At 61.5% G+C, this 22,184-nt stretch carries 17 protein-coding genes; 10 read left to right on the forward strand and 7 right to left on the reverse strand.

The annotated features are described in order from the left end of the window. The first annotated feature begins 3 nt into the window (after nucleotides 1-3). From murD to lpxC, 9 genes are all read left to right on the forward strand, one after another. Nucleotides 4-1,350, forward strand: a complete 1,347-nt coding sequence (murD, locus tag CAG47_RS06375) for a UDP-N-acetylmuramoyl-L-alanine--D-glutamate ligase (RefSeq protein ID WP_085724068.1) — start codon at nucleotides 4-6, stop codon at nucleotides 1,348-1,350. Next, nucleotides 1,347-2,564, forward strand: coding sequence for a putative lipid II flippase FtsW (gene ftsW, locus CAG47_RS06380; protein ID WP_085724069.1), 1,218 nt, complete (start codon nucleotides 1,347-1,349; stop codon nucleotides 2,562-2,564). Before murD ends, ftsW begins: the two co-directional genes overlap by 4 nt. Next, complete coding sequence (gene murG / locus CAG47_RS06385; protein WP_046041926.1) at nucleotides 2,554-3,624, forward strand: undecaprenyldiphospho-muramoylpentapeptide beta-N-acetylglucosaminyltransferase; 1,071 nt, start codon at nucleotides 2,554-2,556, stop codon at nucleotides 3,622-3,624. The genes ftsW and murG overlap by 11 nt, the downstream gene beginning before the upstream one ends. Then, entirely contained in the window at nucleotides 3,617-5,077 is a 1,461-nt protein-coding gene (murC, locus tag CAG47_RS06390) for a UDP-N-acetylmuramate--L-alanine ligase (protein WP_085724070.1), read from the forward strand. The genes murG and murC overlap by 8 nt, the downstream gene beginning before the upstream one ends. Continuing rightward, nucleotides 5,074-6,042 (forward strand): D-alanine--D-alanine ligase, encoded by a 969-nt coding sequence (locus CAG47_RS06395; RefSeq protein WP_085724071.1) that lies wholly within the window; start codon nucleotides 5,074-5,076, stop codon nucleotides 6,040-6,042. Before murC ends, CAG47_RS06395 begins: the two co-directional genes overlap by 4 nt. 4 nt (nucleotides 6,043-6,046) lie before the next feature. Beyond that, entirely contained in the window at nucleotides 6,047-6,916 is an 870-nt protein-coding gene (locus tag CAG47_RS06400) for a cell division protein FtsQ/DivIB (RefSeq protein ID WP_085724072.1), read from the forward strand. 15 nt (nucleotides 6,917-6,931) lie between these two features. Then, nucleotides 6,932-8,191, forward strand: coding sequence for a cell division protein FtsA (gene ftsA / locus CAG47_RS06405; protein ID WP_085724073.1), 1,260 nt, complete (start codon nucleotides 6,932-6,934; stop codon nucleotides 8,189-8,191). A 73-nt stretch (nucleotides 8,192-8,264) separates the two neighbouring features. Beyond that, complete coding sequence (gene ftsZ, locus CAG47_RS06410; protein ID WP_085724074.1) at nucleotides 8,265-9,458, forward strand: cell division protein FtsZ; 1,194 nt, start codon at nucleotides 8,265-8,267, stop codon at nucleotides 9,456-9,458. A gap of 112 nt (nucleotides 9,459-9,570) precedes the next feature. Continuing rightward, a complete protein-coding gene (lpxC, locus tag CAG47_RS06415; RefSeq protein WP_007939852.1) occupies nucleotides 9,571-10,482 on the forward strand; it encodes a UDP-3-O-acyl-N-acetylglucosamine deacetylase in 912 nt (303 codons plus the stop codon). Between the two features lie 161 nt (nucleotides 10,483-10,643). Here lpxC and CAG47_RS06420 read toward each other — a convergent pair whose 3' ends face one another. The 7 genes from CAG47_RS06420 to CAG47_RS06450 form a co-directional block, all read right to left on the reverse strand. Continuing rightward, nucleotides 10,644-12,143, reverse strand: coding sequence for a GGDEF domain-containing protein (locus tag CAG47_RS06420; RefSeq protein ID WP_085724075.1), 1,500 nt, complete (start codon nucleotides 12,141-12,143; stop codon nucleotides 10,644-10,646). 246 nt (nucleotides 12,144-12,389) lie between these two features. Beyond that, entirely contained in the window at nucleotides 12,390-12,614 is a 225-nt protein-coding gene (locus CAG47_RS06425; RefSeq protein ID WP_085724076.1) for a hypothetical protein, read from the reverse strand. Nucleotides 12,615-12,888: 274 nt separating this feature from the next. Beyond that, nucleotides 12,889-14,253, reverse strand: coding sequence for a heavy metal sensor histidine kinase (locus CAG47_RS06430; protein ID WP_085724077.1), 1,365 nt, complete (start codon nucleotides 14,251-14,253; stop codon nucleotides 12,889-12,891). Further along, complete coding sequence (locus CAG47_RS06435) at nucleotides 14,243-14,920, reverse strand: heavy metal response regulator transcription factor (protein ID WP_033056445.1); 678 nt, start codon at nucleotides 14,918-14,920, stop codon at nucleotides 14,243-14,245. The genes CAG47_RS06430 and CAG47_RS06435 overlap by 11 nt, the downstream gene beginning before the upstream one ends. A gap of 9 nt (nucleotides 14,921-14,929) precedes the next feature. Beyond that, the gene (locus CAG47_RS06440; protein ID WP_085724078.1) at nucleotides 14,930-18,031 is read right to left on the reverse strand and encodes a multidrug efflux RND transporter permease subunit; all 3,102 of its coding nucleotides are present in this window, start codon (nucleotides 18,029-18,031) and stop codon (nucleotides 14,930-14,932) included. Continuing rightward, nucleotides 18,028-19,188, reverse strand: a complete 1,161-nt coding sequence (locus CAG47_RS06445; protein WP_085724079.1) for an efflux RND transporter periplasmic adaptor subunit — start codon at nucleotides 19,186-19,188, stop codon at nucleotides 18,028-18,030. The genes CAG47_RS06440 and CAG47_RS06445 overlap by 4 nt, the downstream gene beginning before the upstream one ends. Before the next feature lie 280 nt (nucleotides 19,189-19,468). Then, nucleotides 19,469-20,437, reverse strand: coding sequence for a LysR family transcriptional regulator (locus CAG47_RS06450; protein WP_085724080.1), 969 nt, complete (start codon nucleotides 20,435-20,437; stop codon nucleotides 19,469-19,471). Nucleotides 20,438-20,618: 181 nt separating this feature from the next. Here CAG47_RS06450 and CAG47_RS06455 point away from each other — a divergent pair, with 181 nt between their 5' ends. Beyond that, on the forward strand, nucleotides 20,619-22,118 hold the full coding sequence (locus CAG47_RS06455) for an efflux transporter outer membrane subunit (protein ID WP_085724081.1): 1,500 nt from the start codon (nucleotides 20,619-20,621) through the stop codon (nucleotides 22,116-22,118). The last annotated feature ends 66 nt before the right edge of the window (nucleotides 22,119-22,184 follow it).

A 22,184-nucleotide genomic window follows, 5' to 3' on the forward strand; every position in this document is an offset into this window, starting at 1 on the left:
CCCGTGTCCCTGATCGCTTCTGACCACTTCCGCATCGTTGTCGGCCTCGGCAAGAGCGGCATGTCCCTGGTTCGCTTCCTGGCGAACCGGGGCGTGGCGTTTGCCGTGGCCGATACGCGGGAAAATCCACCGGAACTGGCCACGCTCAAGCGTGACTATCCGCACGTGGAAGTGCGTTGTGGCGAACTGGACGTCGAGTTCCTGTGCCGTGCCGACGAGCTCTACGTGAGCCCGGGCCTGGCGCTGGCGACCCCGGCCCTGCAGGCCGCCGCTGCCCGTGGCGTGAAATTGTCCGGTGACATCGAGCTGTTCGCGCGTAACGCGAAGGCGCCGATCGTGGCCATCACTGGCTCCAACGCAAAAAGCACCGTTACCACCCTGGTTGGCGAGATGGCTGCTGCGGCTGGCAAGCGCGTGGCCGTCGGCGGCAACCTCGGCACCCCGGCGCTGGATCTGCTGAGCGACGACATCGAGTTGTACGTGATGGAGCTGTCGAGCTTCCAGCTGGAAACCACCGACCAACTCAACGCCGAAGTGGCGACCGTGCTCAACATCAGCGAAGACCACATGGACCGTTACAGCGGTCTGCCGGCCTATCACCTGGCCAAGCACCGGATCTTCCGTGGCGCCAGGCAGTTTGTGGTCAATCGTCACGATGCCCTGAGCCGTCCGTTGATGGGCGAGGGCCAGCCGTGCTGGACTTTCGGCCTGAACAAACCCGATTTCAAAGCGTTTGGTATCCGTGAAGAAGGAGGCGAGAAATACCTGGCCTTCGAGTTCCAGAACCTGATACCGGTGCGCGAATTGAAGATTCGCGGCGCCCACAATCAGTCCAACGCCCTGGCAGCCCTGGCCCTGGGCCATGCGGTCGGCCTGCCGTTCGATGCCATGCTGTCGAGCCTGCGCACCTTTGCCGGTCTCGAGCATCGTTGCCAGTGGGTCCGTGACCTCGACGGCGTGGGCTACTACAACGATTCCAAGGCTACCAATGTCGGCGCCGCACTGGCGGCCATCGAAGGCCTGGGCGCGGACATCGACGGCAAGATCGTGCTGATCGCCGGTGGCGATGGCAAGGGTGCCGAGTTCAAGGACTTGCGCGATCCGGTGGCGGCCAACTGCCGCGCCGTGGTCTTGATGGGTCGCGATTCCGACAAGATCGGCGAGGCCATCGGTGATGCCGTACCGCTGATCCGCGCCAGTTCCCTGGTCGAAGCCGTCGAGCAATGCCGCGCCGCGGCCCAGCCGGGCGACGTGGTGCTGCTGTCGCCAGCCTGCGCCAGTTTCGACATGTTCAAGAACTACGAAGACCGTGGTCACCAGTTCGTCCAAGCGGTGGAGGATCTGGCATGAGTCTGAGAGGCATCATCAAGCCATTCCCATCGCCGATCATTACCGGACGCGGAATCGACCTCGATTTCCCGATGCTCGCCGGTTGCCTGACGCTGCTCGGCCTGGGGCTGATCATGATTGCCTCGGCATCGACCGAAGTGGCGGCCGTGCAGTCGGGCAGCGCCCTGTATTACATGATTCGCCACCTTATCTACGTGGTGCTGGGCCTGGGCGCCTGCATCGTCACCATGATGATCCCGATTGCCACCTGGCAACGCCTGGGCTGGTTGATGCTGCTGGGGGCGTTCGGCTTGCTGGTGATGGTGATCGTTCCGGGAATCGGCCGTGAGGTTAACGGTTCGATGCGCTGGATCGGTTTCAGCTTCTTCAACGTTCAGCCTTCCGAGATCGCCAAGGTGTTCGTGGTGATCTACCTCGCCGGTTATCTGGTGCGCCGCCAGAAAGAAGTGCGGGAAAGCTGGATGGGCTTCTTCAAGCCGTTCATCGTGCTGCTGCCGATGGCGGGCCTGCTGCTGATGGAGCCGGACTTCGGGGCTACCGTCGTGATGATGGGCGCTGCGGCAGCGATGCTGTTTCTTGGCGGCGTCGGGCTGTTCCGGTTTTCCCTGATGGTGGTGCTGGCTGTCGGTGCGGTGGTGCTGCTGATTCAAATGCAGCCCTATCGAATGGCGCGTCTGACCAACTTCGCCGACCCGTGGGCCGACCAGTTCGGTGCCGGCTATCAGTTGTCCCAGGCATTGATCGCCTTCGGTCGCGGCGAATGGCTGGGTGTCGGCCTGGGCAACAGCGTGCAGAAACAGTTCTATCTGCCGGAAGCCCACACCGACTTCGTGTTTTCGGTCCTGGCTGAAGAACTGGGCGCGGTGGGGTCCTTGTGCACCGTGGCTCTGTTCGTCTTCGTGTGTATTCGTGGCATGTACATTGGCTTGTGGGCCGAGAAAGCCAAGCAGTTTTTTGCGGCTTATGTCGCCTACGGTTTGTCCTTCCTGTGGATTGGTCAATTCCTGATCAATATCGGCGTGAACGTCGGACTGCTGCCGACCAAGGGCCTGACCTTGCCGTTCCTCAGTTACGGCGGCAGTTCGTTGGTGATCTGCTGCGCCTGTCTTGGCTTGTTGCTGCGCATCGAGTGGGAAAGTCGAACCCACCTGGGTAGCGAGGAGATGGAGTTCCATGAGAGCGACTTCGCCGAGGAGCCGCACCATGGGCGCTAACGTGATGATCATGGCTGGCGGCACCGGTGGTCACGTGTTCCCGGCGCTGGCCTGTGCCCGCGAATTCCAGGCGCGTGGCTATACCGTGCACTGGCTCGGTACTCCGCGTGGCATCGAGAACGATCTGGTGCCTGCGGCGGGTATCGAACTGCATCGGATCAACGCCAGCGGCCTGCGCGGCAAGGGCAAACTGTCGCTGCTCAAGGCACCGTTCATGTTGTTCAAGTCGGTGTGGCAGGCACGGGCGATCATTCGTCGTCTGCAACCGGTCTGCGTCGTAGGCTTTGGTGGCTTTGTGACCGGTCCTGGCGGTGTCGCGGCCAAATTGGCCGGCGTGCCGGTGATCGTTCACGAACAGAACGCCGTGGCCGGTACCGCCAATCGGTTGCTGGTGCCGTTGGCCGCCCGGGTCTGTGAAGCGTTCCCCGACACCTTTACCCTGTCGGACAGCCGCCGGACCACTGGTAATCCGGTGCGCACCGAGCTGTTCCTCGAGACATCGCGACCTGCCCTGGCGGGTCGCAAGGCGCGATTGCTGATCCTGGGCGGAAGCCTGGGCGCAGAACCGTTGAACAAGTTGCTGCCTGAAGCCCTGTCGCAAGTCGCTGCCGATTTGCGTCCGGAAGTGTTCCATCAGGCCGGCAAAAACCACGATGAAGTGACTGCAGAGCGCTATCGCGCGGCTGGCGTCGAGGCGCAGGTGCAGCCCTTCATCAAAGACATGGCCCAAGCCTACAGCTGGGCCGACCTGGTGGTATGTCGCGCAGGCGCGCTGACCATCAGTGAACTGGCCGCCGCCGGTCTGCCCTCGATGCTGGTGCCTTTGCCCCACGCCATCGACGATCACCAGACCCGCAACGCCGAATATTTGGCCCGTGAAGGCGCAGCCTTCCTGATGCCGCAAAGAACGACCGGTGCAGCGGATCTTGCCGCGCGCCTGACAGAGGTCCTGATGCAACCACAACGACTCAACGAAATGGCTACCGCGGCACGCCGCCTGGCCAAACCCGATGCCACCCGCAACGTTGTCGATAGCTGCCTGGAGGTGGCCCATGGTTGAGAGTCAGAAAGCCATGCCGCACCCGGAAATGCGTCGTATCCGTCGTATCCACTTCGTCGGTATCGGCGGTGTGGGCATGTGTGGGATTGCCGAGGTTTTGCTGAACCTGGGGTATGCCGTTTCCGGTTCCGACCTGAAGGCTTCGCCGGTGACCGAGCGCCTGGAGTCCTTCGGGGCGCAGATCTTCATCGGCCACCGCGCGGAGAACGCCGCGGCTGCCGATGTACTGGTGGTGTCGAGTGCCGTGAACACGTCCAACCCGGAAGTCGCTACCGCGCTGGAGCGCCGTATTCCGGTGGTGCCACGTGCAGAGATGCTGGCTGAGCTGATGCGTTATCGCCACGGTATCGCCGTTGCCGGTACCCACGGCAAAACCACGACCACCAGCCTGATCGCCTCTGTGTTCGCCGCCGGTGGCCTGGACCCGACATTCGTGATCGGTGGACGCCTGAATGCCGCGGGTACCAATGCCCAGCTCGGCACCAGCCGTTACCTGATCGCCGAGGCCGACGAAAGCGATGCCAGCTTCCTGCACTTGCAGCCGTTGGTGGCCGTGGTGACCAACATCGACGCCGATCACATGGCGACCTATGACGGTGACTTCAACAAACTGAAGAAAACCTTCGTCGAATTCCTGCACAACCTGCCTTTCTACGGTCTGGCGGTGGTGTGCCTGGACGATCCGGTGGTGCGAGAAATCCTGCCATTGGTCAAACGCCCGACCGTCACCTATGGCTTCGGCGAAGACTGCGACGTGCGCGCCATCAACGTGCGCCAGCAAGGCATGCAGACCTTCTTCACCGTGCTGCGCCCGGACCGCGAGCCGCTGGACGTTTCGGTCAACATGCCGGGCAACCACAACGTATTGAATGCACTGGCGACCATTTGCATTGCCACTGACGAGGGCGTCAGCGATGAAGCCATCGTCCAGGGCCTGTCCGGGTTCCAGGGAGTCGGCCGACGCTTCCAGGTCTACGGCGAACTGCCGGTGGATGGCGGCAACGTGATGCTGGTCGATGACTACGGTCACCACCCGACGGAAGTCGCGGCCGTGATCAAGGCCGTACGCGGTGGCTGGCCGGAGCGCCGCCTGGTGATGGTCTACCAGCCGCACCGTTACAGCCGCACCCGTGATTTGTACGACGATTTCGTCAATGTACTGGCCGACGCCAACGTACTGTTGCTGATGGAAGTCTACCCGGCCGGCGAAGAGCCGATCCCGGGCGCCGACAGCCGCAAGCTGTGCAACAGCATCCGCCAGCGTGGTCAGCTCGACCCGATCTATATCGAGCGTGGGGTCGATCTTGCGCCAGTGGTCAAGCCGATGCTGCGCGCCGGCGACATCCTGCTGTGCCAGGGCGCCGGTGATATCGGCGGTCTTGCACCAAAACTGTTGAAAAGCGAGTTGTTCGCCGGTGCCGTTGCCGCGCCGGAGAAGGGGAAGTTGAAATGACTGCTGCCTACGCCAACCTGTTCTCCACGATCGCGCCGAAAGACTTCGGCCGCGTCGCCGTGCTGTTCGGCGGCAAGAGTGCCGAGCGCGAGGTTTCCCTGAAGTCGGGCAACGCTGTTCTCGACGCACTGCAAAGCGCCGGTGTAGACGCCTTCGGCCTCGACGTGGGCGACGACCTGCTGCAGCGCCTGCTGAACGAAAAGATCGACCGCGCCTTCATCGTTCTCCACGGGCGTGGCGGTGAAGACGGCAGTATGCAGGGCCTGCTCGAATGCCTGGGCATTCCGTATACCGGCAGTGGCATCCTGGCATCGGCCCTGGCCATGGACAAACTGCGCACCAAGCAGGTCTGGCACAGCCTGGGCATTCCGACGCCACGTCACGCGGTACTCGCTAGCGAGGCCGATTGTATTTCGGCAGCGACGGAACTGGGCTTCCCTTTGATCGTCAAACCGGCCCATGAAGGTTCAAGTATCGGGATGGCCAAAGTGAGTTCTGCGTCCGAGTTGATCGACGCATGGAAAGCGGCCAGTACCTACGATTCGCAAGTGTTGGTCGAGCAATGGATTCACGGTCCGGAGTTCACCATCGCCACCCTGCGTGACCAGGTGTTGCCTCCGATTGCCCTGGGCACGACCCACAGCTTCTACGACTACGACGCCAAGTACATCGCCAACGATACCCAGTACCGCATTCCGTGCGGGCTGGACAGCACCAAGGAACGGGAACTCATGGACCTCACGGCGAAAGCCTGTGAAGCGCTGGGTATCGCCGGTTGGGGCAGGGCAGACGTGATGCAGGACGCCGACGGGCAGTTCTGGTTCCTGGAAGTCAACACCGCACCGGGCATGACCGATCACAGCCTGGTGCCGATGGCGGCCCGTGCCGCCGGTCTGGATTTCCAGCAACTGGTTCTGGCCATTCTGGCCGAGAGCGTTGCCGGCAATAAAGAGCCAAGAGGTTAAGAGCATGCAAGGCGCACAGCTGAGACATCAGCCCTCCGCATCGCCCGGCCGCAAGCCGGTGCCACGGGGTGCCAGCCGTATGGTGGCCAAAGAGCCGATGTCCGTGCGCCTGCCGAAAGCCAACTTCGGTTTTCTCAAAGCGTTGTTCTGGCCGGTGCTGCTGGTGGCGTTGGGGTTCGGTACTTACGAAGGCGCGACGCGGTTGTTGCCGTATGCCGACCGGCCGATCACCAGGATCAACGTGCAGGGTGACTTGAGCTACATCAGCCAGCAAGCGGTGCAGCAGCGAATCGCTCCGTACGTGGCGTCGAGCTTCTTCACCATTGACCTGGCGAGCATGCGCACCGAGCTGGAACAGATGCCTTGGATTGCCCATGCCGAAGTGCGCAGGGTGTGGCCGGATCAAGTGGTGATCCGCCTGGAAGAACAACTGCCGGTGGCCCGTTGGGGCGACGAATCGCTGTTGAACAACCAGGGCCAGGCCTTTACCCCGCGAGAGTTGGCGAATTACGAACATTTGCCTCAGTTGTTCGGCCCACAACGGGCCCAGCAGCAGGTGATGCAGCAGTACCAGGTGTTGAGTCAGATGCTCCGGCCTCTGGGCTTCTCGATTGCACGCCTGGAGTTGCGTGAACGTGGCAGCTGGTTCCTGACCACCGGTCCCGGCAGTGCCGGCCCGGGAATCGAACTGCTGCTCGGCCGCGGCAACCTGGTGGAAAAGATGCGCCGCTTCATTGCCATCTATGACAAGACGCTCAAAGAACAGATTACGAACATTGCGCGCATCGATCTGCGCTACGCCAACGGCCTCGCTGTTGGCTGGCGGGAACCTGTAGCGCCCACGGCAGCCCAACCCGCTGTCGCGAAGAATTAAGAAGAGGCAGGACCCATGGCAAACGTGCAAAGCGGCAAAATGATCGTCGGTCTCGATATCGGCACCTCCAAGGTGGTGGCGCTGGTGGGCGAGGTCGCGGACGACGGCACGCTGGATATCGTCGGGATCGGCACCCATCCGTCCCGTGGCCTGAAAAAAGGCGTGGTGGTGAACATCGAGTCCACCGTGCAATCGATCCAGCGCGCCATCGAAGAAGCGCAGCTGATGGCGGGTTGCCGCATTCACTCGGCGTTCGTCGGCGTGGCCGGCAATCACATCCGCAGCCTGAACTCCCACGGCATCGTGGCGATTCGTGATCGCGAAGTCAGCTCGGCGGACCTTGAGCGTGTGCTCGACGCAGCCCAGGCCGTGGCGATCCCGGCTGACCAGCGCGTGCTGCACACCCTGCCGCAGGATTACGTCATCGATAACCAGGAAGGCGTCCGCGAGCCGCTGGGCATGTCCGGCGTGCGCCTGGAAGCCAAGGTCCACGTGGTTACCTGTGCCGTCAATGCCGCACAGAACATTGAAAAGTGCGTGCGTCGCTGCGGTCTGGAAATCGACGACATCATTCTCGAGCAACTGGCATCCGCCTACTCGGTACTGACCGACGACGAGAAAGAGCTGGGCGTATGCCTGGTGGACATCGGTGGCGGTACCACCGACATCGCGATCTTCACCGAAGGCGCGATCCGTCATACCGCGGTGATCCCGATTGCCGGTGATCAGGTGACCAACGACATCGCCATGGCGTTGCGCACACCGACCCAGTACGCCGAAGAAATCAAGATCCGCTACGCCTGCGCCCTGGCCAAACTGGCCGGTGCCGGTGAAACCATCAAGGTGCCAAGCGTTGGCGACCGTCCGCCGCGCGAGCTGTCCCGCCAGGCCCTGGCCGAAGTGGTCGAGCCGCGCTACGACGAACTGTTCACGCTGATCCAGGCCGAACTGCGTCGCAGCGGCTACGAAGACCTGATCCCGGCCGGCATCGTGCTGACCGGCGGTACGTCGAAGATGGAAGGCGCTACCGAGTTGGCCGAGGAAATCTTCCACATGCCGGTGCGCCTGGGTGTGCCTCACGGCGTGAAAGGTCTGGATGACGTAGTGCGCAACCCGATCTATTCCACCGGCGTCGGCCTGTTGATGTACGGCCTGCAGAAGCAGTCCGACGGCATCTCGTTCTCGGGCATCGGCAGCCGCGAAAGCTATAGCAATGACGAGCCACAGGCTCCGCTGCTGGACCGCCTGAAGAAGTGGGTCCAGGGCAATTTCTGAAGATTTACCGAAACACCGTTTTACCGAAGCACGCAGTAGGCGAAAAAACTAGAGAATGTAAAGGAGAGGGAAAATGTTCGAACTCGTAGACAACATCCCCGCAAGCCCGGTAATCAAAGTTATCGGTGTCGGCGGTGGCGGCGGCAACGCTGTCAACCACATGGTCAAGAGCAACATCGAAGGCGTCGAGTTCATCTGCGCCAACACCGATGCTCAAGCGCTGAAAAACATCGGTGCGCGGACCATCCTGCAACTGGGTACCGGCGTGACCAAGGGCCTGGGCGCGGGCGCCAACCCTGAAGTCGGTCGTCAAGCCGCTCTGGAAGACCGTGAGCGCATTGCCGAAGTCCTGCAGGGCACCAACATGGTGTTCATCACCACCGGCATGGGCGGCGGTACCGGTACCGGTGCTGCGCCGATCATCGCCGAAGTGGCCAAGGAAATGGGCATCCTCACCGTTGCGGTGGTGACTCGTCCGTTCCCGTTCGAAGGCCGCAAGCGTATGCAGATCGCCGACGAAGGCATCCGCATGCTCTCCGAAAGCGTCGACTCGTTGATCACCATTCCCAACGAGAAACTGCTGACCATCCTCGGTAAAGACGCAAGCCTGCTGTCGGCTTTCGCCAAGGCTGACGATGTACTGGCCGGTGCCGTTCGCGGTATCTCCGACATCATCAAGCGTCCGGGCATGATCAACGTCGACTTCGCCGACGTGCGTACCGTCATGAGCGAAATGGGCATGGCGATGATGGGCACTGGCTGCGCCAGCGGTCCGAACCGTGCACGCGAGGCCACCGAAGCGGCCATCCGCAACCCGCTGCTCGAAGACGTGAACCTGCAGGGCGCTCGCGGCATCCTGGTGAACATCACCGCAGGTCCCGACCTGTCCCTGGGTGAATACTCCGACGTGGGTAGCATCATCGAAGCGTTCGCTTCCGAGCACGCGATGGTCAAGGTCGGTACCGTGATCGATCCGGACATGCGCGACGAGCTGCACGTGACTGTCGTTGCCACAGGTCTTGGCGCCAAGATCGAGAAACCTGTGAAGGTCATCGACAACACCGTCCACACCTCGATGACTGCACAGCCACAACAACAGGCCCCTGCTCGTCAGGAAGCCCCGGCAGTGAACTACCGTGACCTGGACCGTCCGACCGTCATGCGCAACCAGGCCCAGGCCGGTGCTGCGACTGCCGCGAAGATGAATCCGCAAGATGACCTGGACTACCTGGACATCCCGGCTTTCCTGCGTCGTCAGGCCGATTGATGAAATGTATCAGGGGTATTCGGGTGATTGGTGTTCAGCAAAGGCCGGGTCTGCTATCATCGCCAGCCTTTGTTGATACCAGTTCGCAATTTGCGCTGAAGCGGCCCATGCCATGATTAAACAACGCACCCTGAAGAATATTATCCGTGCCACAGGTGTCGGCCTGCACTCCGGGGAGAAGGTCTACCTGACCCTCAAGCCAGCGCCTGTCGACACCGGCATTGTGTTTTGTCGCGCCGACCTCGATCCCGTGGTGCAGATTCCTGCCCGCGCGGAAAACGTTGGTGAAACCACTATGTCGACCACGCTCGTTAACGGTGACGTCAAAGTGGACACGGTAGAGCACCTGCTCTCGGCCATGGCAGGCCTGGGCATCGATAACGCCTACGTCGAGCTCTCCGCGTCCGAAGTCCCGATCATGGATGGTAGCGCCGGACCTTTCGTATTCCTGATCCAATCGGCTGGCCTGGAAGAACAGGACGCCGCCAAGAAGTTCATTCGCATCCTGCGTGAAGTGACAGTGGAAGATGGCGACAAGCGCGCTACTTTCGTCCCTTTCGAAGGGTTCAAGGTGAGCTTCGAAATCGATTTCGATCACCCGGTTTTCCGTGACCGCACCCAAAGTGCAAGCGTGGATTTTTCCAGCACTTCGTTCGTAAAAGAAGTCAGTCGCGCCCGTACCTTTGGTTTCATGAGTGACATCGAGTACCTGCGCAAGCACAACCTCGCACTCGGCGGCAGTGTTGAAAACGCTATTGTGGTCGACGCCGATGGCGTACTGAACGAAGACGGCCTTCGCTACGAAGACGAATTCGTGAAGCACAAGATTCTCGATGCAATTGGTGACCTCTACCTGCTGGGCAATAGCCTGATTGGTGAGTTCAAGGGCTTCAAGTCCGGCCACGCACTGAACAACCAGCTGCTGCGCAAGTTGATTGAGCAGACAGATGCCTGGGAAGTCGTGACGTTCGAAGACGCCAGCACTGCACCGATCTCTTACATGCGCCCGGTTGCGGCCGTGTAAGCAAAAAACCTCTCTAGTTTTTAAAGGCTGCCTTCGGGTGGCCTTTTTTTATTCTCGAATGTTCTACTGCCTGACAGGCCGATTTCGCGAGCTGGCTCGCTCCCACGGTGGATTGCATTCCCATGTGGGAGCGAGCCAGCCCGACCTTCCAATAAAAAATCCTACGCGGCACACACCACCCGATTGCGTCCCCCTTCCTTGGCCTGATACAGCGCCTTGTCCGCACCGAACAGCAGTTGCTCCAGATTGATATCGCTGGCAGCCGTCCAGGTGGCAATACCGATACTCACGCTCATCGGCGGCTCACCGGCCTCCACCGGCAGTTTTTGTACGGCCTCGCGGATCTGCTCGGCGATCTGCGTCGCGCCTTTACTGTCAGTTTCGGCCAGTACTACCGAAAACTCCTCGCCACCATAGCGAGCCACCAGGTCTGTGGGGCGATGGACGTTGCTGGTGATGACCTCGGCCAATGCCCGTAAAGCTTCGTCGCCAGCCTGATGCCCGTGCCGATCATTGAAGGCCTTGAAGTGATCGGCATCGATCATGAGCAACGATAACGGCCTGCCGCTGCGTTGCGCCCGAAACCATTCATGGCGCAAGGCCTGATCAAGGGACCGACGGTTGGCCACGCCGGTCAAGGCATCGGTGGCCGCCAGTTGCGCCAGTTCCTGCTCGGCACATTGGCGCAGGCGCAGCTCGCGGCAGAGCAGCCAGGTCAACCACAACAAGCCGATGCACAAAATCCCGGTAGCGCCACTGATCATATAGGCCGTGCGTTTCCAGGTGGCGAACACCTCGTCAATGGAAAGGGCGACGATGACGGTCAGGGGCAGATTGCCGACCCGGGAAAAGGTGTACAGGCGCCGTTGATGGTCCACGCTCGACACACTTTCGAAGGTGCCATTGCGCTCTTGCAGCATGCGGATGACGTTGGGCCTGCTCGAGAAGCTTTTGCCGATGGAGTTTTGTTCGCGGTGCGGTTTCTGCGCCAGGAGGATCCCATCATCGTTGATGATGGCCAGCGTACTGCCGGTGCCGATGTCGAGGCTGTTGAACAGCTGATCGAAGTAGCTCATGCGCATCGAGGCTACGGCGACTCCCATAAACTCACCCGTGGGCGAGGAAATGCGCCGGCTGAAACTGATGCGCCATTCGTCGCTGTCATCGCAGTCGCAGCGCGGTTTGAAGGGTCGACTGATAAACATGCCGGTGTCGCGATTGAAGGTGTGGGCCAGGAAATAATCGCGGTCAGCGAAATTGCCCGGTTTGGGTTCGATCAATGAGGAATCGGCCAGCACGTCGCCATGTTTGTCCAACAGCAGAATGTCACCCTTGTAGCGCGCGGTGGTGGAGCGGTCGAACAGCGCCAGATGACGTATCTGCGGCGAAACCTGTTTCAGGTCGTCCCGTTGGGCGGCGGCAATCAGGCCTTGCAAGGTCAGATCATAGAGTTCGACCGTACGCAGGACATCGGCATCGATCAGTTGCGCAATGGTGGTCGCGCTGCGTGTGGCGGTCTGCTGGGTGTAGGCGTGTTCGCGGATCAGCAGGAAAGTGACAATGCACAGGATCGAGATGACAGTCAGGGTGCTGCCGAAGATCACCAGAATCTCGGATCGCCCGGGCGGGCCTTGAAAATGTGCGGTGCGGCTTGGGGTCATAGGGCTGACGTCTGCTAAAGGGACGTTGTAAGCGTAGTTGCATAAACGCAGCAGCCGCGTGAATCGTTCCTGTTGCTCGAACAATTGAGCAATGGCAGGGAGGCAGTGGCTTTCGTTGCGAAAACTGCAATGAAGGCTGATTCGCCAGCATAAAAAAAGCCGCTGACGGCAGCGGCTTTGGAGACAACTTTTCAAAGGGAAGAGCCGATGAAAAGTGTCAAGGAAATCAGGGGTGGCAGGTGCAGATCAACTGTCTTTCTCGGACGCCGAGCGGGTCTGCGTGCTGGAGGCTTGCGGGGCTTGGGCGTCTTGCACAGCCTTGGCCGTCATCTCGATCCGATGCTCTTCGAACGCTGCGGCGCGTGCGACGTTATGCGCGACGAACGTCTGCGATTCTTCCGCCATCGCCAACGGTGACAGGAACAAAGAGGACAAAACGAAAGCGCTGGCAATACCCATACTGTTGGACATCTTTAAAACCTTCTTGCTTGGCAAGTGCTGTTTGGTGCGGGCAAAGATAAGGATATGAAGCGAGGGGAAAAAGAGCGGATTCATGAAAGGACTGTTACGGCAAAAGCAAAGATCGGTGAGTGCAAATTCACTGTGGCGAGGGGGCTCGCCCCCGTTGGGCAGCGCAGCGGCCCCAATACTGCAACCACGATTTATCTGAAGCACCTTGCGTATCGAATTTACGACGGCTGCGCCGCCGAACGGGGGCGAGCCCCCTCGCCACAGATATTGTGTGTCAGACAGGGAGGTGGATGCCGAAGGTATTCACCCCATGGTCACTGCGCACAAACACATCCCCACCATGCATCAACGCAATAGCCTTGACGATGGCCAGCCCAAGGCCATGGTTGTGGCCGCTGTTGCTGCGCGAGGCATCGACCCGGTAGAAGCGCTCGAACAGCCGTGGCAGGTGTTCGCGGTCGATCGGCGAGCCGGGGTTGGCGACGCCAATGCTGACCTGGTGCTCTGCGGTTTCTATGTGCACCCGAATCACCTGCCCGGGCGCGGTGTGCTGCACCGCGTTGTTCAGCAGATTGATCAATGCCCGGCGCAGGTGGGCGATCTCGATACGCACTTGCGCATCACCACTGACCTCAACCCGGACCTGGGCGTCTTCGAGAATGAAATCCAGATATTCCAGGGTCGTGGCCACCTCATCGGCCAGCGAGGTTGTGATTAGCCTGGTCGCCTTGCTGCCCTGATCGGCGCTGGCAAGGAACAGCATGTCGTTGATGATCGAGCGCAATCGTTCAAGTTCCTCGAGGTTCGATTGCAGCACTTCGAAGTAATGTTCGGCGGAGCGTCCGCGGGTCAGTGCGACCTGGGTCTGGCCGATCAGGTTGGTCAGTGGCGAGCGCAGTTCGTGGGCGACGTCGGCATTGAACGATTCAAGGCGTGAGTAGGCTTGCTCAACCCGTTCCAGGGTTGAGTTGAACGAGCTGACGAACTGATCGAGTTCCGGCGGCAGCGGCGACAATCGCAAACGTCCCGAGCGCAACGGCGGCGCCAGGCGCTGGGCTTCCTGGGACAACTTGATCAGCGGCTTGAGGCCGATCCGCGCCACCCAGTAACCCAGTGCCGAGGCCAGCAATACGCCGACGATCGCCAGGCTGATCAGCGCGATCAGCAGTTGATGCTGGGTCTGGAAAAACGTCTCGGTATCGATGGCGATCATGAAGCGCAGGGGCGGGCGCTGGTCCTTGGCCGGGAACTCGCTGACCAGCACTTTCAGCGGATACGGGTGTTCCGGCAGACGCATGTCGCGCGTGCCCAGCGGCCCCTGGGCAAAGGCGCGGATCTGTGGCGTCAGGTTGCCGTATTCGTAGTGCGGATCGCCGCTGATGATCCAGAAACTGATGCGCTTGTCTTCCTCGCTCAGCAGGTTGAGCTTGTTGTTGATCTTCACCCAATGCTCGGGCGTACCGTAACGGCCGACCGTGGATTCGAGCACGCTGTAGCGTGCATCCAGCTCGGCTTCGGGCAACAGGCCAAGGCCTTTGTCGACCTGCTGGTACAAGGCCCAGCCGATCAGCAGGAACACCAGCAGCGCTACCAGCGTGAACATCCCGCTCAGGCGCAGGGCGATTGAATTACTGGACACCTCGGCTCTCCAGCACATACCCCATGCCGCGAATGGTGTGCAGCAATTTCTCTTCGAACGGCCCGTCCAGCTTGGCCCGCAGGCGTTTGATCGCGACCTCGACGACGTTGGCGTCGCTGTCGAAATTGATGTCCCAGACCATCTCGGCAATGGCGGTTTTCGAGAGGATTTCACCCTGGCGCCGGGCCAGCACACTGAGCAGCGAGAACTCCTTGGCGGTCAGGTCCAGGCGCGTACCGGCGCGGGTCGCCTTGCGGCTGATCAAATCTATCCACAGGTCGGCGATGCTCACTTGCACCGGCTCATGACCACCGCTGCGCCGGGTCAGTGCTTGCAGGCGCGCCACCAGTTCAAGGAAGGAAAACGGCTTGCCCAGGTAATCATCGGCGCCGTCACGCAGGCCCTTGATGCGATCTTCCACACGTTCGCGGGCGGTGAGCATGATCACCGGGGTTTGCTTGCGCGCACGCAGGGCGCGCAACACGCCGAAGCCGTCGAGGCCCGGCAGCATCACGTCGAGGACGATCACCGCGTAGTCGCTCTCCAGCGCCAGGTGCAGGCCTTCGACCCCATCCCGCGCCAGGTCCACGGTGTAACCCTGTTCCGTCAGGCCGCGGTGCAGATAATCCGCGGTCTTTTCCTCGTCTTCGATAATCAGGACGCGCATGACCCCGCCTCAGTCTGTGGTCGCCAGCGCCGGTACTGGCGAAGGTTTGGGCCTATGAAACAACCGCTCCAGCCACAAGTATATGACCGGGGTGGTGAACAGCGTCAGCGCCTGGCTCACCAGCAGGCCGCCGACCACCGCGATCCCCAGGGGTTGGCGCAACTCGGCGCCGGTGCCGTAGCCGAGCATCAGCGGCAGGGCGCCGAGCAGGGCGGCGAGGGTGGTCATGATGATCGGCCGGAAGCGCGTGATGCAGGCCTTGAAGATCGCTTCTTCAGGTGAAAGCCCGCCATTGCGCTGCGCTTCGAGGGCGAAGTCGATCATCAGGATGCCGTTTTTCTTGACGATACCGATCAACAGCACCAGGCCGATCAAGGCCATGATCGAAAAGTCCTGGCCGCAGATCCACAGCATGATCACCGCGCCGAGGCCCGCCGAAGGCAAGGTCGAAATGATCGTCAGCGGGTGCACGAAGCTCTCGTAGAGCACGCCGAGAATGATGTACACCGCCACCAGCGCCGCCAGGATCAGCCACGGCTGGCTGGCCAGCGAGCTCTGGAACGCCTGGGCCGCGCCCTGGAAATTGCCACTGATGGCGGCCGGCATGCCGATGTCGGCCTTGGCCTGGTCGAGCATGATCACCGCATCGCCCAACGCCACACCGGGGGCCAGGTTGAACGACAGGTTGGCGGCGGGGAACATGCCGTCGTGGGCGATGGACAGCGGGCCGATGGTCGGTGCATCGAACCTGGCCAGGGCCGAGAGCGGCACCATTTCCCCGCTCAGGGGCGAGCGCAGGTAGAAATAGTTGAGGCTTTCGGCCTTGCCCCGCTGCCGGGTGTCCAGCTCCAGGATCACGTTGTACTGGTTGATCTGGGTCTGGAACTCGTTGATCTGACGCTGGCCGAAGGCATCGTACAGGGCTTCATCGACGTCGCTGGCGGTCAGGCCGAAGCGGGCGGCGGCGCTGCGGTCGATGCTGATGTGGGTGATGCTGCCGCCCAGTTGCAGGTCATTGGAGATGTCGCGGAAGGCCGGGTTGGCGCGCAGTTTTTCCGTCAGGCGCTGGGTCCAGGTGCTGAGCGTCGCGCCATCATTGCTCTTGAGGACATATTGATACTGCGCACGACTCGGGCCGGAGCTGAGGTTGATGTCCTGCCCGGCGCGCAGGTACAGGACGATGCCCGGCACTTTCATCAGTTGCGGGCGAATCCGGTCGATGAACTGGCTGGCGGAGACGTCGCGGTCGCCGCGTTTTTTCAGGGTGATCCAGAACCGGCCGTTGGCGATGGTCTGGTTACTGCCCGAGACACCGACGGAATGTGAAAAGGTTTCGACAGCGGGATCGGCAGCGACGATTTCGGCCATCGCCAGGTGTTTTTTCACCATGTCGCCATAGGAAATATCGGCAGCGGCTTCGGTAGTGCCGAGGACAAAGCCGGTGTCCTGTATCGGGAAGAACCCCTTGGGAATGAAGATGTAACCGGCGACGGCCAGACCCAGCGATAACGCGAATACGCCGATCATCGCTTTCTGGTGGGCGAGGGCGCGGCGCAGGCCTTTTTCGTACCACGCCACCAGGCGTTCACCGAAGCCCGGTCTGTCGTGGGCGTGATGCACCGGCGCACGCATGAACAGCGCCGCCAGCGTTGGCGCCAGCGTCAGGGACACGACCACCGAAATCATGATGGTCGAGGTAGCGGTCAGGGCGAATTCCTTGAACAACCGCCCGACCACGCCACCCATGAACAACAGCGGAATGAACGCTGCCACCAGCGAGAAACTGATCGACACCACGGTGAAGCCGATTTCGCCGGCGCCTTTGATCGCGGCCTCGCGCATGCCGTCACCGGCCTCCAGATGGCGGTGAATGTTCTCCACCACCACGATCGCATCATCGACCACAAACCCCACGGCCACCACGATCGCCACCAGCGTCAGGTTGTTCAGGCTGAAACCCATCACATACATCAGGGCGAAACTGGCGATCAGTGACACGCCGAGCACCGCGGATACGATCAGCGTGGCCGACAACTGGCGCAGGAACAACGCCATCACCGCCACCACCAGCATGATGGCGATCAGCAGGGTGATTTCCACTTCATGCAGCGAAGCGCGGATGGTCTGGGTGCGGTCGATCAGTACCTTGACCTGCACCGAGGCGGGCAACATGGCTTCCAGCGCCGGCAGCGCGGCCTGAATGCGGTCCACGGTCTCGACGATGTTGGCCCCCGGCTGGCGGAATATCACCAGGTTGACCCCCGGTTGCGAGCCCGCCCAGGCCTGGACGTAGGCATCTTCCGAACCGTTGACGACTTTGGCGACATCCTTGAGGTGAACCGGTGCGCCATCCTTGTAGGAAACGATCAACTGGCTGTATTCGTCGGGATGGAACAACTGGTCATTGGTGGACAGGGTCGAGATGCTCGACTCGCCGTACAGCGCACCTTTGGCCAGGTTGAGGCTGGTCTGCTGGATGGCCAGGCGGATGTCGGCCAGGGTCAGGCCGATCGCCGCCAGTTTATCGGCAGACACTTGCACGCGAATCGCCGGGCGTTGCTGGCCGGTGATGGAGACCTGGCCCACACCGTCGACCTGACTGAGCTGGCGGGACAACAGGGTTTCCGCCAAGTCGCTGAGCTCCGGGCCGGGCATCAGCGAGGAGTTGACGCTGAGGATCAGCACCGGGCTGTCGGCCGGGTTGACCTTGCGCCAGGTCGGCAGGTTCGGCATGTCCTTGGGCAGTTTGCCGGCGGCGGTGTTGATCGCTGCCTGGACTTCCTGGGCGGCGGTGTCGATGCTTTTTTCGAGGGTGAATTGCAGGGTCAGGTTGGTCGAACCGAGCGCACTGCTCGAGGTCATCTGGGTCACGCCGGGGATGGCGCTGAACTGCACTTCGAGGGGCGTGGCTACCGACGACGCCATGGTTTCCGGGCTGGCGCCCGGCAGTTGCGCGGCGACCTGGATGGTCGGGAATTCCGCTTCCGGCAGCGGCGCGATGGGCAGGCGCGGAAACGCAATCGCACCCAGCAGCACCAAAGCAAAGGTCAGCAGAACGGTTGCTACCGGGTGATCGATGCACCAGGCTGAAATCGAGCCATGGCCCTTCATGGCGTCGACTCCGATTGCACCACTTGCGGTGGATCGGTCAGCACCTGGACCACCGAACCGGGCTTGAGGCGCGATTGGCCATCGCTGACCAGTTGATCGCCAGCCTGCACGCCTTTGATGATGTTCAAGCCGCTGTCCTGATAGACCATCTGCACGGGCACGGTTTCGACTTTGTCGCCCTTGAGCCGGTAGACGTAATGTTGATCGAGGCCGCGCTGTACGACACTCGGCGGTACGACCAGCGCATTTTTATCCAGGGCTGTCTGAATCTTTACCGTCACCAGCAGGCCCGGCCAGAGCTTCTGCGCCGAATTGTCGAATTCAGCCTTGGCGCGGATGGTGCCGGTGTTGGCGTTGATCTGGTTGTCGATCAGGGTCAAGTGGCCTTCGCCGAGCAGGTTGCCGGTTTCGCCGTCGCTGTCGGCACCGATGTAGGCCTTGACCTGGGCGCGCTGCGGATCGTTGATCAGTCCCTGCAAGGTCGGCAGCATCTGCTGCGGCAGGGAAAATTCCACGGCGATCGGATCGATCTGGGTCACGGTGAACAGACCCTGGGTGTCGGTCATGCGCAGGAAGTTGCCTTCGTCGACTGTGCGAATACCGACTCGACCACTGACCGGTGAGCTAATTTGTGTGTAGGAAAGCTGCACCTCGGCGGAGTCAATCGACGCCTGGTTGCCTTGGGCGGTGGCTTTGAGCTGGTTGACCAGCGCTTGTTGCTGATCGTAGGTCTGCTTTGACACGCCGTCGTCGACGCTGAGCAATTTGTAGCGTTTGAGGTTGACCAGCGCCACTTGCAGTTGTGCCTGGCTTTCGCCCAGTTGCGCCCGGGCCTGGTCGAGACTGGCGCGGATCGAGCGGTCGTCGATGGTGGCCAGCAGGTCGCCTTTTTTCACCAGTTGGCCTTCCTTGACCATGATTCTGGTGAGGATACCGTCGATTTGTGGGCGCACCACGACGCTGTGCAGGGACAGGACCGAGCCGATGCCGCTGACGAAGCGGGGGACGTCCTTTTCGGCGACGGCGACCACGCGCACGGGGATGGCGGTGGGGGCGGCGAGTCTGGCCTTGGCCGGTTTGGTCGCGTACCACAGGCCAAGCGCTGCCAGGACGATCAGAAGGGCGACGAGCAGGGCGGGGTTTTTCTGGATTCGCATGCGAGTGGGGCGCCAGGGCTGGTTTTTGGGTCGAAGGGTAGTTTCCTTTATAAACCTGTTTGCCGGTCAGGAGGGTGACGGCAAACTGACGGCGCTGTCAGTTTGGGAGCCGGCGTTCCGGCCTCTTCGCGAGCAGGCTCGCTCCCACAGTCGACCGCGTCCCCCTGTGGGAGCGAGCCTGCTCGCGAAAGCGGTGTATCTGGTTACTGAAATGTTGAATGTAAGTGCGTCATCGCGAGCATGCTCGCTCCTACAGGGGTTGAATCGGCGAGCGGGTGACTCAATTTGCCACCCGAACCCCGCCCAGGCTCCCGCTCAATTCATACGCCGCCAATTCCGCCTGATGCGCTGCCAGCAATTCCGGCAACGACCCGCGCAGGTATTCCACCCAGGTCTTGATCTTCGCATCCAGGTACTGGCGCGACGGGTAGATCGCATACAGGTTCAGCTCCTGCGAGCGGTACTTGGGCATCACGCGTACCAGCGTACCGTTGCGCAGGCCTTCTATCGCGGCGTACAGCGGCAGGACGCCAACGCCCATGCCGCTGATGATCGCGGATTTCATCGCGTCGGCGGAGTTCACCAGGAACGGTGAGCTGTTGATGGTGACCATTTCCTGGCCGTCAGGACCGTCGAAGGCCCATTTTTCCAGGGGAATCACCGGGCTGACCAGGCGCAGGCAGGCGTGGTTGAGCAGGTCGCTGGGTTTTTGCGCGCAGCCATTGGCTTTGACGTAGGCCGGCGAGGCGCAAACGATGCTGTAGGTGATGCCCAGGCGCTGGGAGACGAAGCCCGAGTCCGGCAGTTCGCGGGCGAGGACGATGGACACGTCATAGCCTTCGTCGAGCAGGTCCGGTACGCGGTTGGACATGGTCAGGTCGAAGGTCACGTCCGGGTGGGTCTTGCGGTAGCGGGCGATGGCGTCGATCACGAAGTGCTGGCCGATGCCGGTCATGGTGTGCACTTTCAGTTGTCCGGCCGGGCGCGCGTGGGCGTCGCTGGCCTCGGCTTCGGCTTCTTCGACGTAGGCCAGGATCTGTTCGCAGCGCAGCAGATAGCGCTTGCCGGCTTCGGTCAGGGCGATGCGGCGGGTCGTTCGGTTGAGCAGGCGGGTTTGCAGGTGGGCTTCCAGGTTGGAGACCGCGCGCGAGACGTTGGCCGTGGTGGTGTCCAGTTGCACGGCGGCGGCGGTGAAGCTGCCAGCCTCGGCCACGTAACTGAAGGCGCGCATGTTTTGCAAAGTGTCCATGGGGTGCTCTCGGGTGCGATGGCAAATTGTGACACGAAGTTTCGGGATCGGTGACCCCCTACCTACGGATTATCTCGTTAACGGTAACAAAGAATCACAGGAATCCCGGCTTATCGCCCTTCAGGCCGCCCCATAGAATTGCGTCCACCTCAAGAACACCCCACCTCAGGAAATCGCAGCAGTGCCGCGTCGCATCAGCAGAGCGCTTCAGCCGCTCAGTGTTTTGGCTTTAACCCTGGCAATCAGCGGCTGCATCGGAACCGGAGGTATTGCCCCACAGGGCAAGGCGCTGGAGGCCAATTCACTGGCCACCGACGAAGCGATCCAGAGCGCCGCGCAAGATGCGCACTGGCCCACCGCACAATGGTGGCAAGCTTATGGCGACCCACAACTGAATCGCTGGATCGACCTCGCCCTGCAAGGCAGCCCGAGCCTGGCCATGGCCGCCGCCCGGGTACGTCAGGCCAAGTCCCTGGCCGGCGTGGCGCAAGCGGCCGAGTCGCTGCAAATCAATGGGGATACGACCCTCAAGCGCCACAACTGGCCGACCGACCAGTTCTATGGCCCCGGCGAGCTGGCCAACAGCACCACCTGGGACAATAACGCCGCACTGGGTTTCAGTTACGCCCTCGACCTCTGGGGCCGGGAAAGCAATGCCACCGAACGCGCCGTGGACATGGCGCACATGACCGTCGCCGAAGCGCGCCAGGCCCAGCTCGAATTGCAGGACAACATCGTGCGGGTCTACATCGAGTTGTCGCTGCAGTACGCCCAGCGGGACATCGCCGAAGCGACCTTGAAGCAGCAGCAGCAGATTCTCGAGCTGGCGCAGAAACGCCTGAACGGTGGCATCGGCACCCATTTCGAAGTCAGCCAGGCCGAGACGCCGCTGCCGGAAACCCATCGCCAGATCGACGCCCTCGACGAAGAAATCGCCTTGAGCCGCAACCAGCTCGCCGCCCTCGCCGGCAAGGGCCCGGGGGAGGGCGCGCAGTTGCAGCGACCAACCCTGTCACTGGGAGCGCCGCTGAAACTGCCGTCGTCGCTGCCGGCGCAATTGCTCGGTCAACGCCCGGACGTGGTTGCCAGCCGTTGGCAAGTGGCGGCGCAGGCGCGGGGCATCGATGTTGCCCATGCCGGTTTCTACCCGAACGTCGATCTGGTCGGCAGCCTTGGCTACATGGCCACCGGCGGTGGCGCCCTGGAGTTCCTGACCGGCAAGAAGCTCAATTACAGCGTGGGGCCGGCAATTTCGTTGCCGATCTTCGATGGCGGACGTTTGCGAGGGGAATTGGGCGAAGCCTCGGCCGGCTATGACATCGCCGTGGCCAAGTACAACCAGACGCTGGTCAATGCCCTGAAAAACATCTCTGACCAATTGATCCGCCGCGAGTCCATGGACAAGCAGCAGGCCTTCGCCGCCGAGTCGGTGGCGACTGCACAGAAGACCTACGACATCGCGATGATCGCCTACCAGCGTGGCCTGACCGACTATCTCAATGTGCTTAACGCCCAGACCCTGCTGTTCAAGCAGCAGCAAGTGCAGCAGCAGGTTCAGGCGGCGCGTTTGAGTGCCCATGCCGAGTTGGTGACGGCGTTGGGCGGAGGTCTCGGTGCTGGCAGCGACGTGCCGGAAGACAGCCAGACCCAGGCGCCGAAAACCCCGAGTCTTTTGCATTGAACACAAACCCTGTGGGAGCGAGCCTGCTCGCGAAGGCGGTGTGTCAGACGACATTCATGCTGCCTG

Source organism: Pseudomonas sp. R37(2017) (genome assembly GCF_002113375.1).
Classification (GTDB): Bacteria; Pseudomonadota; Gammaproteobacteria; order Pseudomonadales; family Pseudomonadaceae; genus Aquipseudomonas.

What these genes read in the sequence shown, in the direction of transcription:
- ftsW (WP_085724069.1), top strand. Translation starts at nt 1,347, where the DNA reads ATGAGTCTGAGAGGCATCATCAAGCCATTCCCATCGCCGATCATTACC.
- CAG47_RS06395 (WP_085724071.1), top strand. Translation starts at nt 5,074, where the DNA reads ATGACTGCTGCCTACGCCAACCTGTTCTCCACGATCGCGCCGAAAGAC.
- murG (WP_046041926.1), top strand. Translation starts at nt 2,554, where the DNA reads ATGGGCGCTAACGTGATGATCATGGCTGGCGGCACCGGTGGTCACGTG.
- CAG47_RS06440 (WP_085724078.1), bottom strand. Translation starts at nt 18,031, where the DNA reads ATGAAGGGCCATGGCTCGATTTCAGCCTGGTGCATCGATCACCCGGTA.
- murC (WP_085724070.1), top strand. Translation starts at nt 3,617, where the DNA reads ATGGTTGAGAGTCAGAAAGCCATGCCGCACCCGGAAATGCGTCGTATC.
- CAG47_RS06445 (WP_085724079.1), bottom strand. Translation starts at nt 19,188, where the DNA reads ATGCGAATCCAGAAAAACCCCGCCCTGCTCGTCGCCCTTCTGATCGTC.
- CAG47_RS06420 (WP_085724075.1), bottom strand. Translation starts at nt 12,143, where the DNA reads ATGACCCCAAGCCGCACCGCACATTTTCAAGGCCCGCCCGGGCGATCC.
- ftsZ (WP_085724074.1), top strand. Translation starts at nt 8,265, where the DNA reads ATGTTCGAACTCGTAGACAACATCCCCGCAAGCCCGGTAATCAAAGTT.
- CAG47_RS06435 (WP_033056445.1), bottom strand. Translation starts at nt 14,920, where the DNA reads ATGCGCGTCCTGATTATCGAAGACGAGGAAAAGACCGCGGATTATCTG.
- CAG47_RS06400 (WP_085724072.1), top strand. Translation starts at nt 6,047, where the DNA reads ATGCAAGGCGCACAGCTGAGACATCAGCCCTCCGCATCGCCCGGCCGC.
- CAG47_RS06425 (WP_085724076.1), bottom strand. Translation starts at nt 12,614, where the DNA reads ATGTCCAACAGTATGGGTATTGCCAGCGCTTTCGTTTTGTCCTCTTTG.
- CAG47_RS06450 (WP_085724080.1), bottom strand. Translation starts at nt 20,437, where the DNA reads ATGGACACTTTGCAAAACATGCGCGCCTTCAGTTACGTGGCCGAGGCT.
- lpxC (WP_007939852.1), top strand. Translation starts at nt 9,571, where the DNA reads ATGATTAAACAACGCACCCTGAAGAATATTATCCGTGCCACAGGTGTC.
- ftsA (WP_085724073.1), top strand. Translation starts at nt 6,932, where the DNA reads ATGGCAAACGTGCAAAGCGGCAAAATGATCGTCGGTCTCGATATCGGC.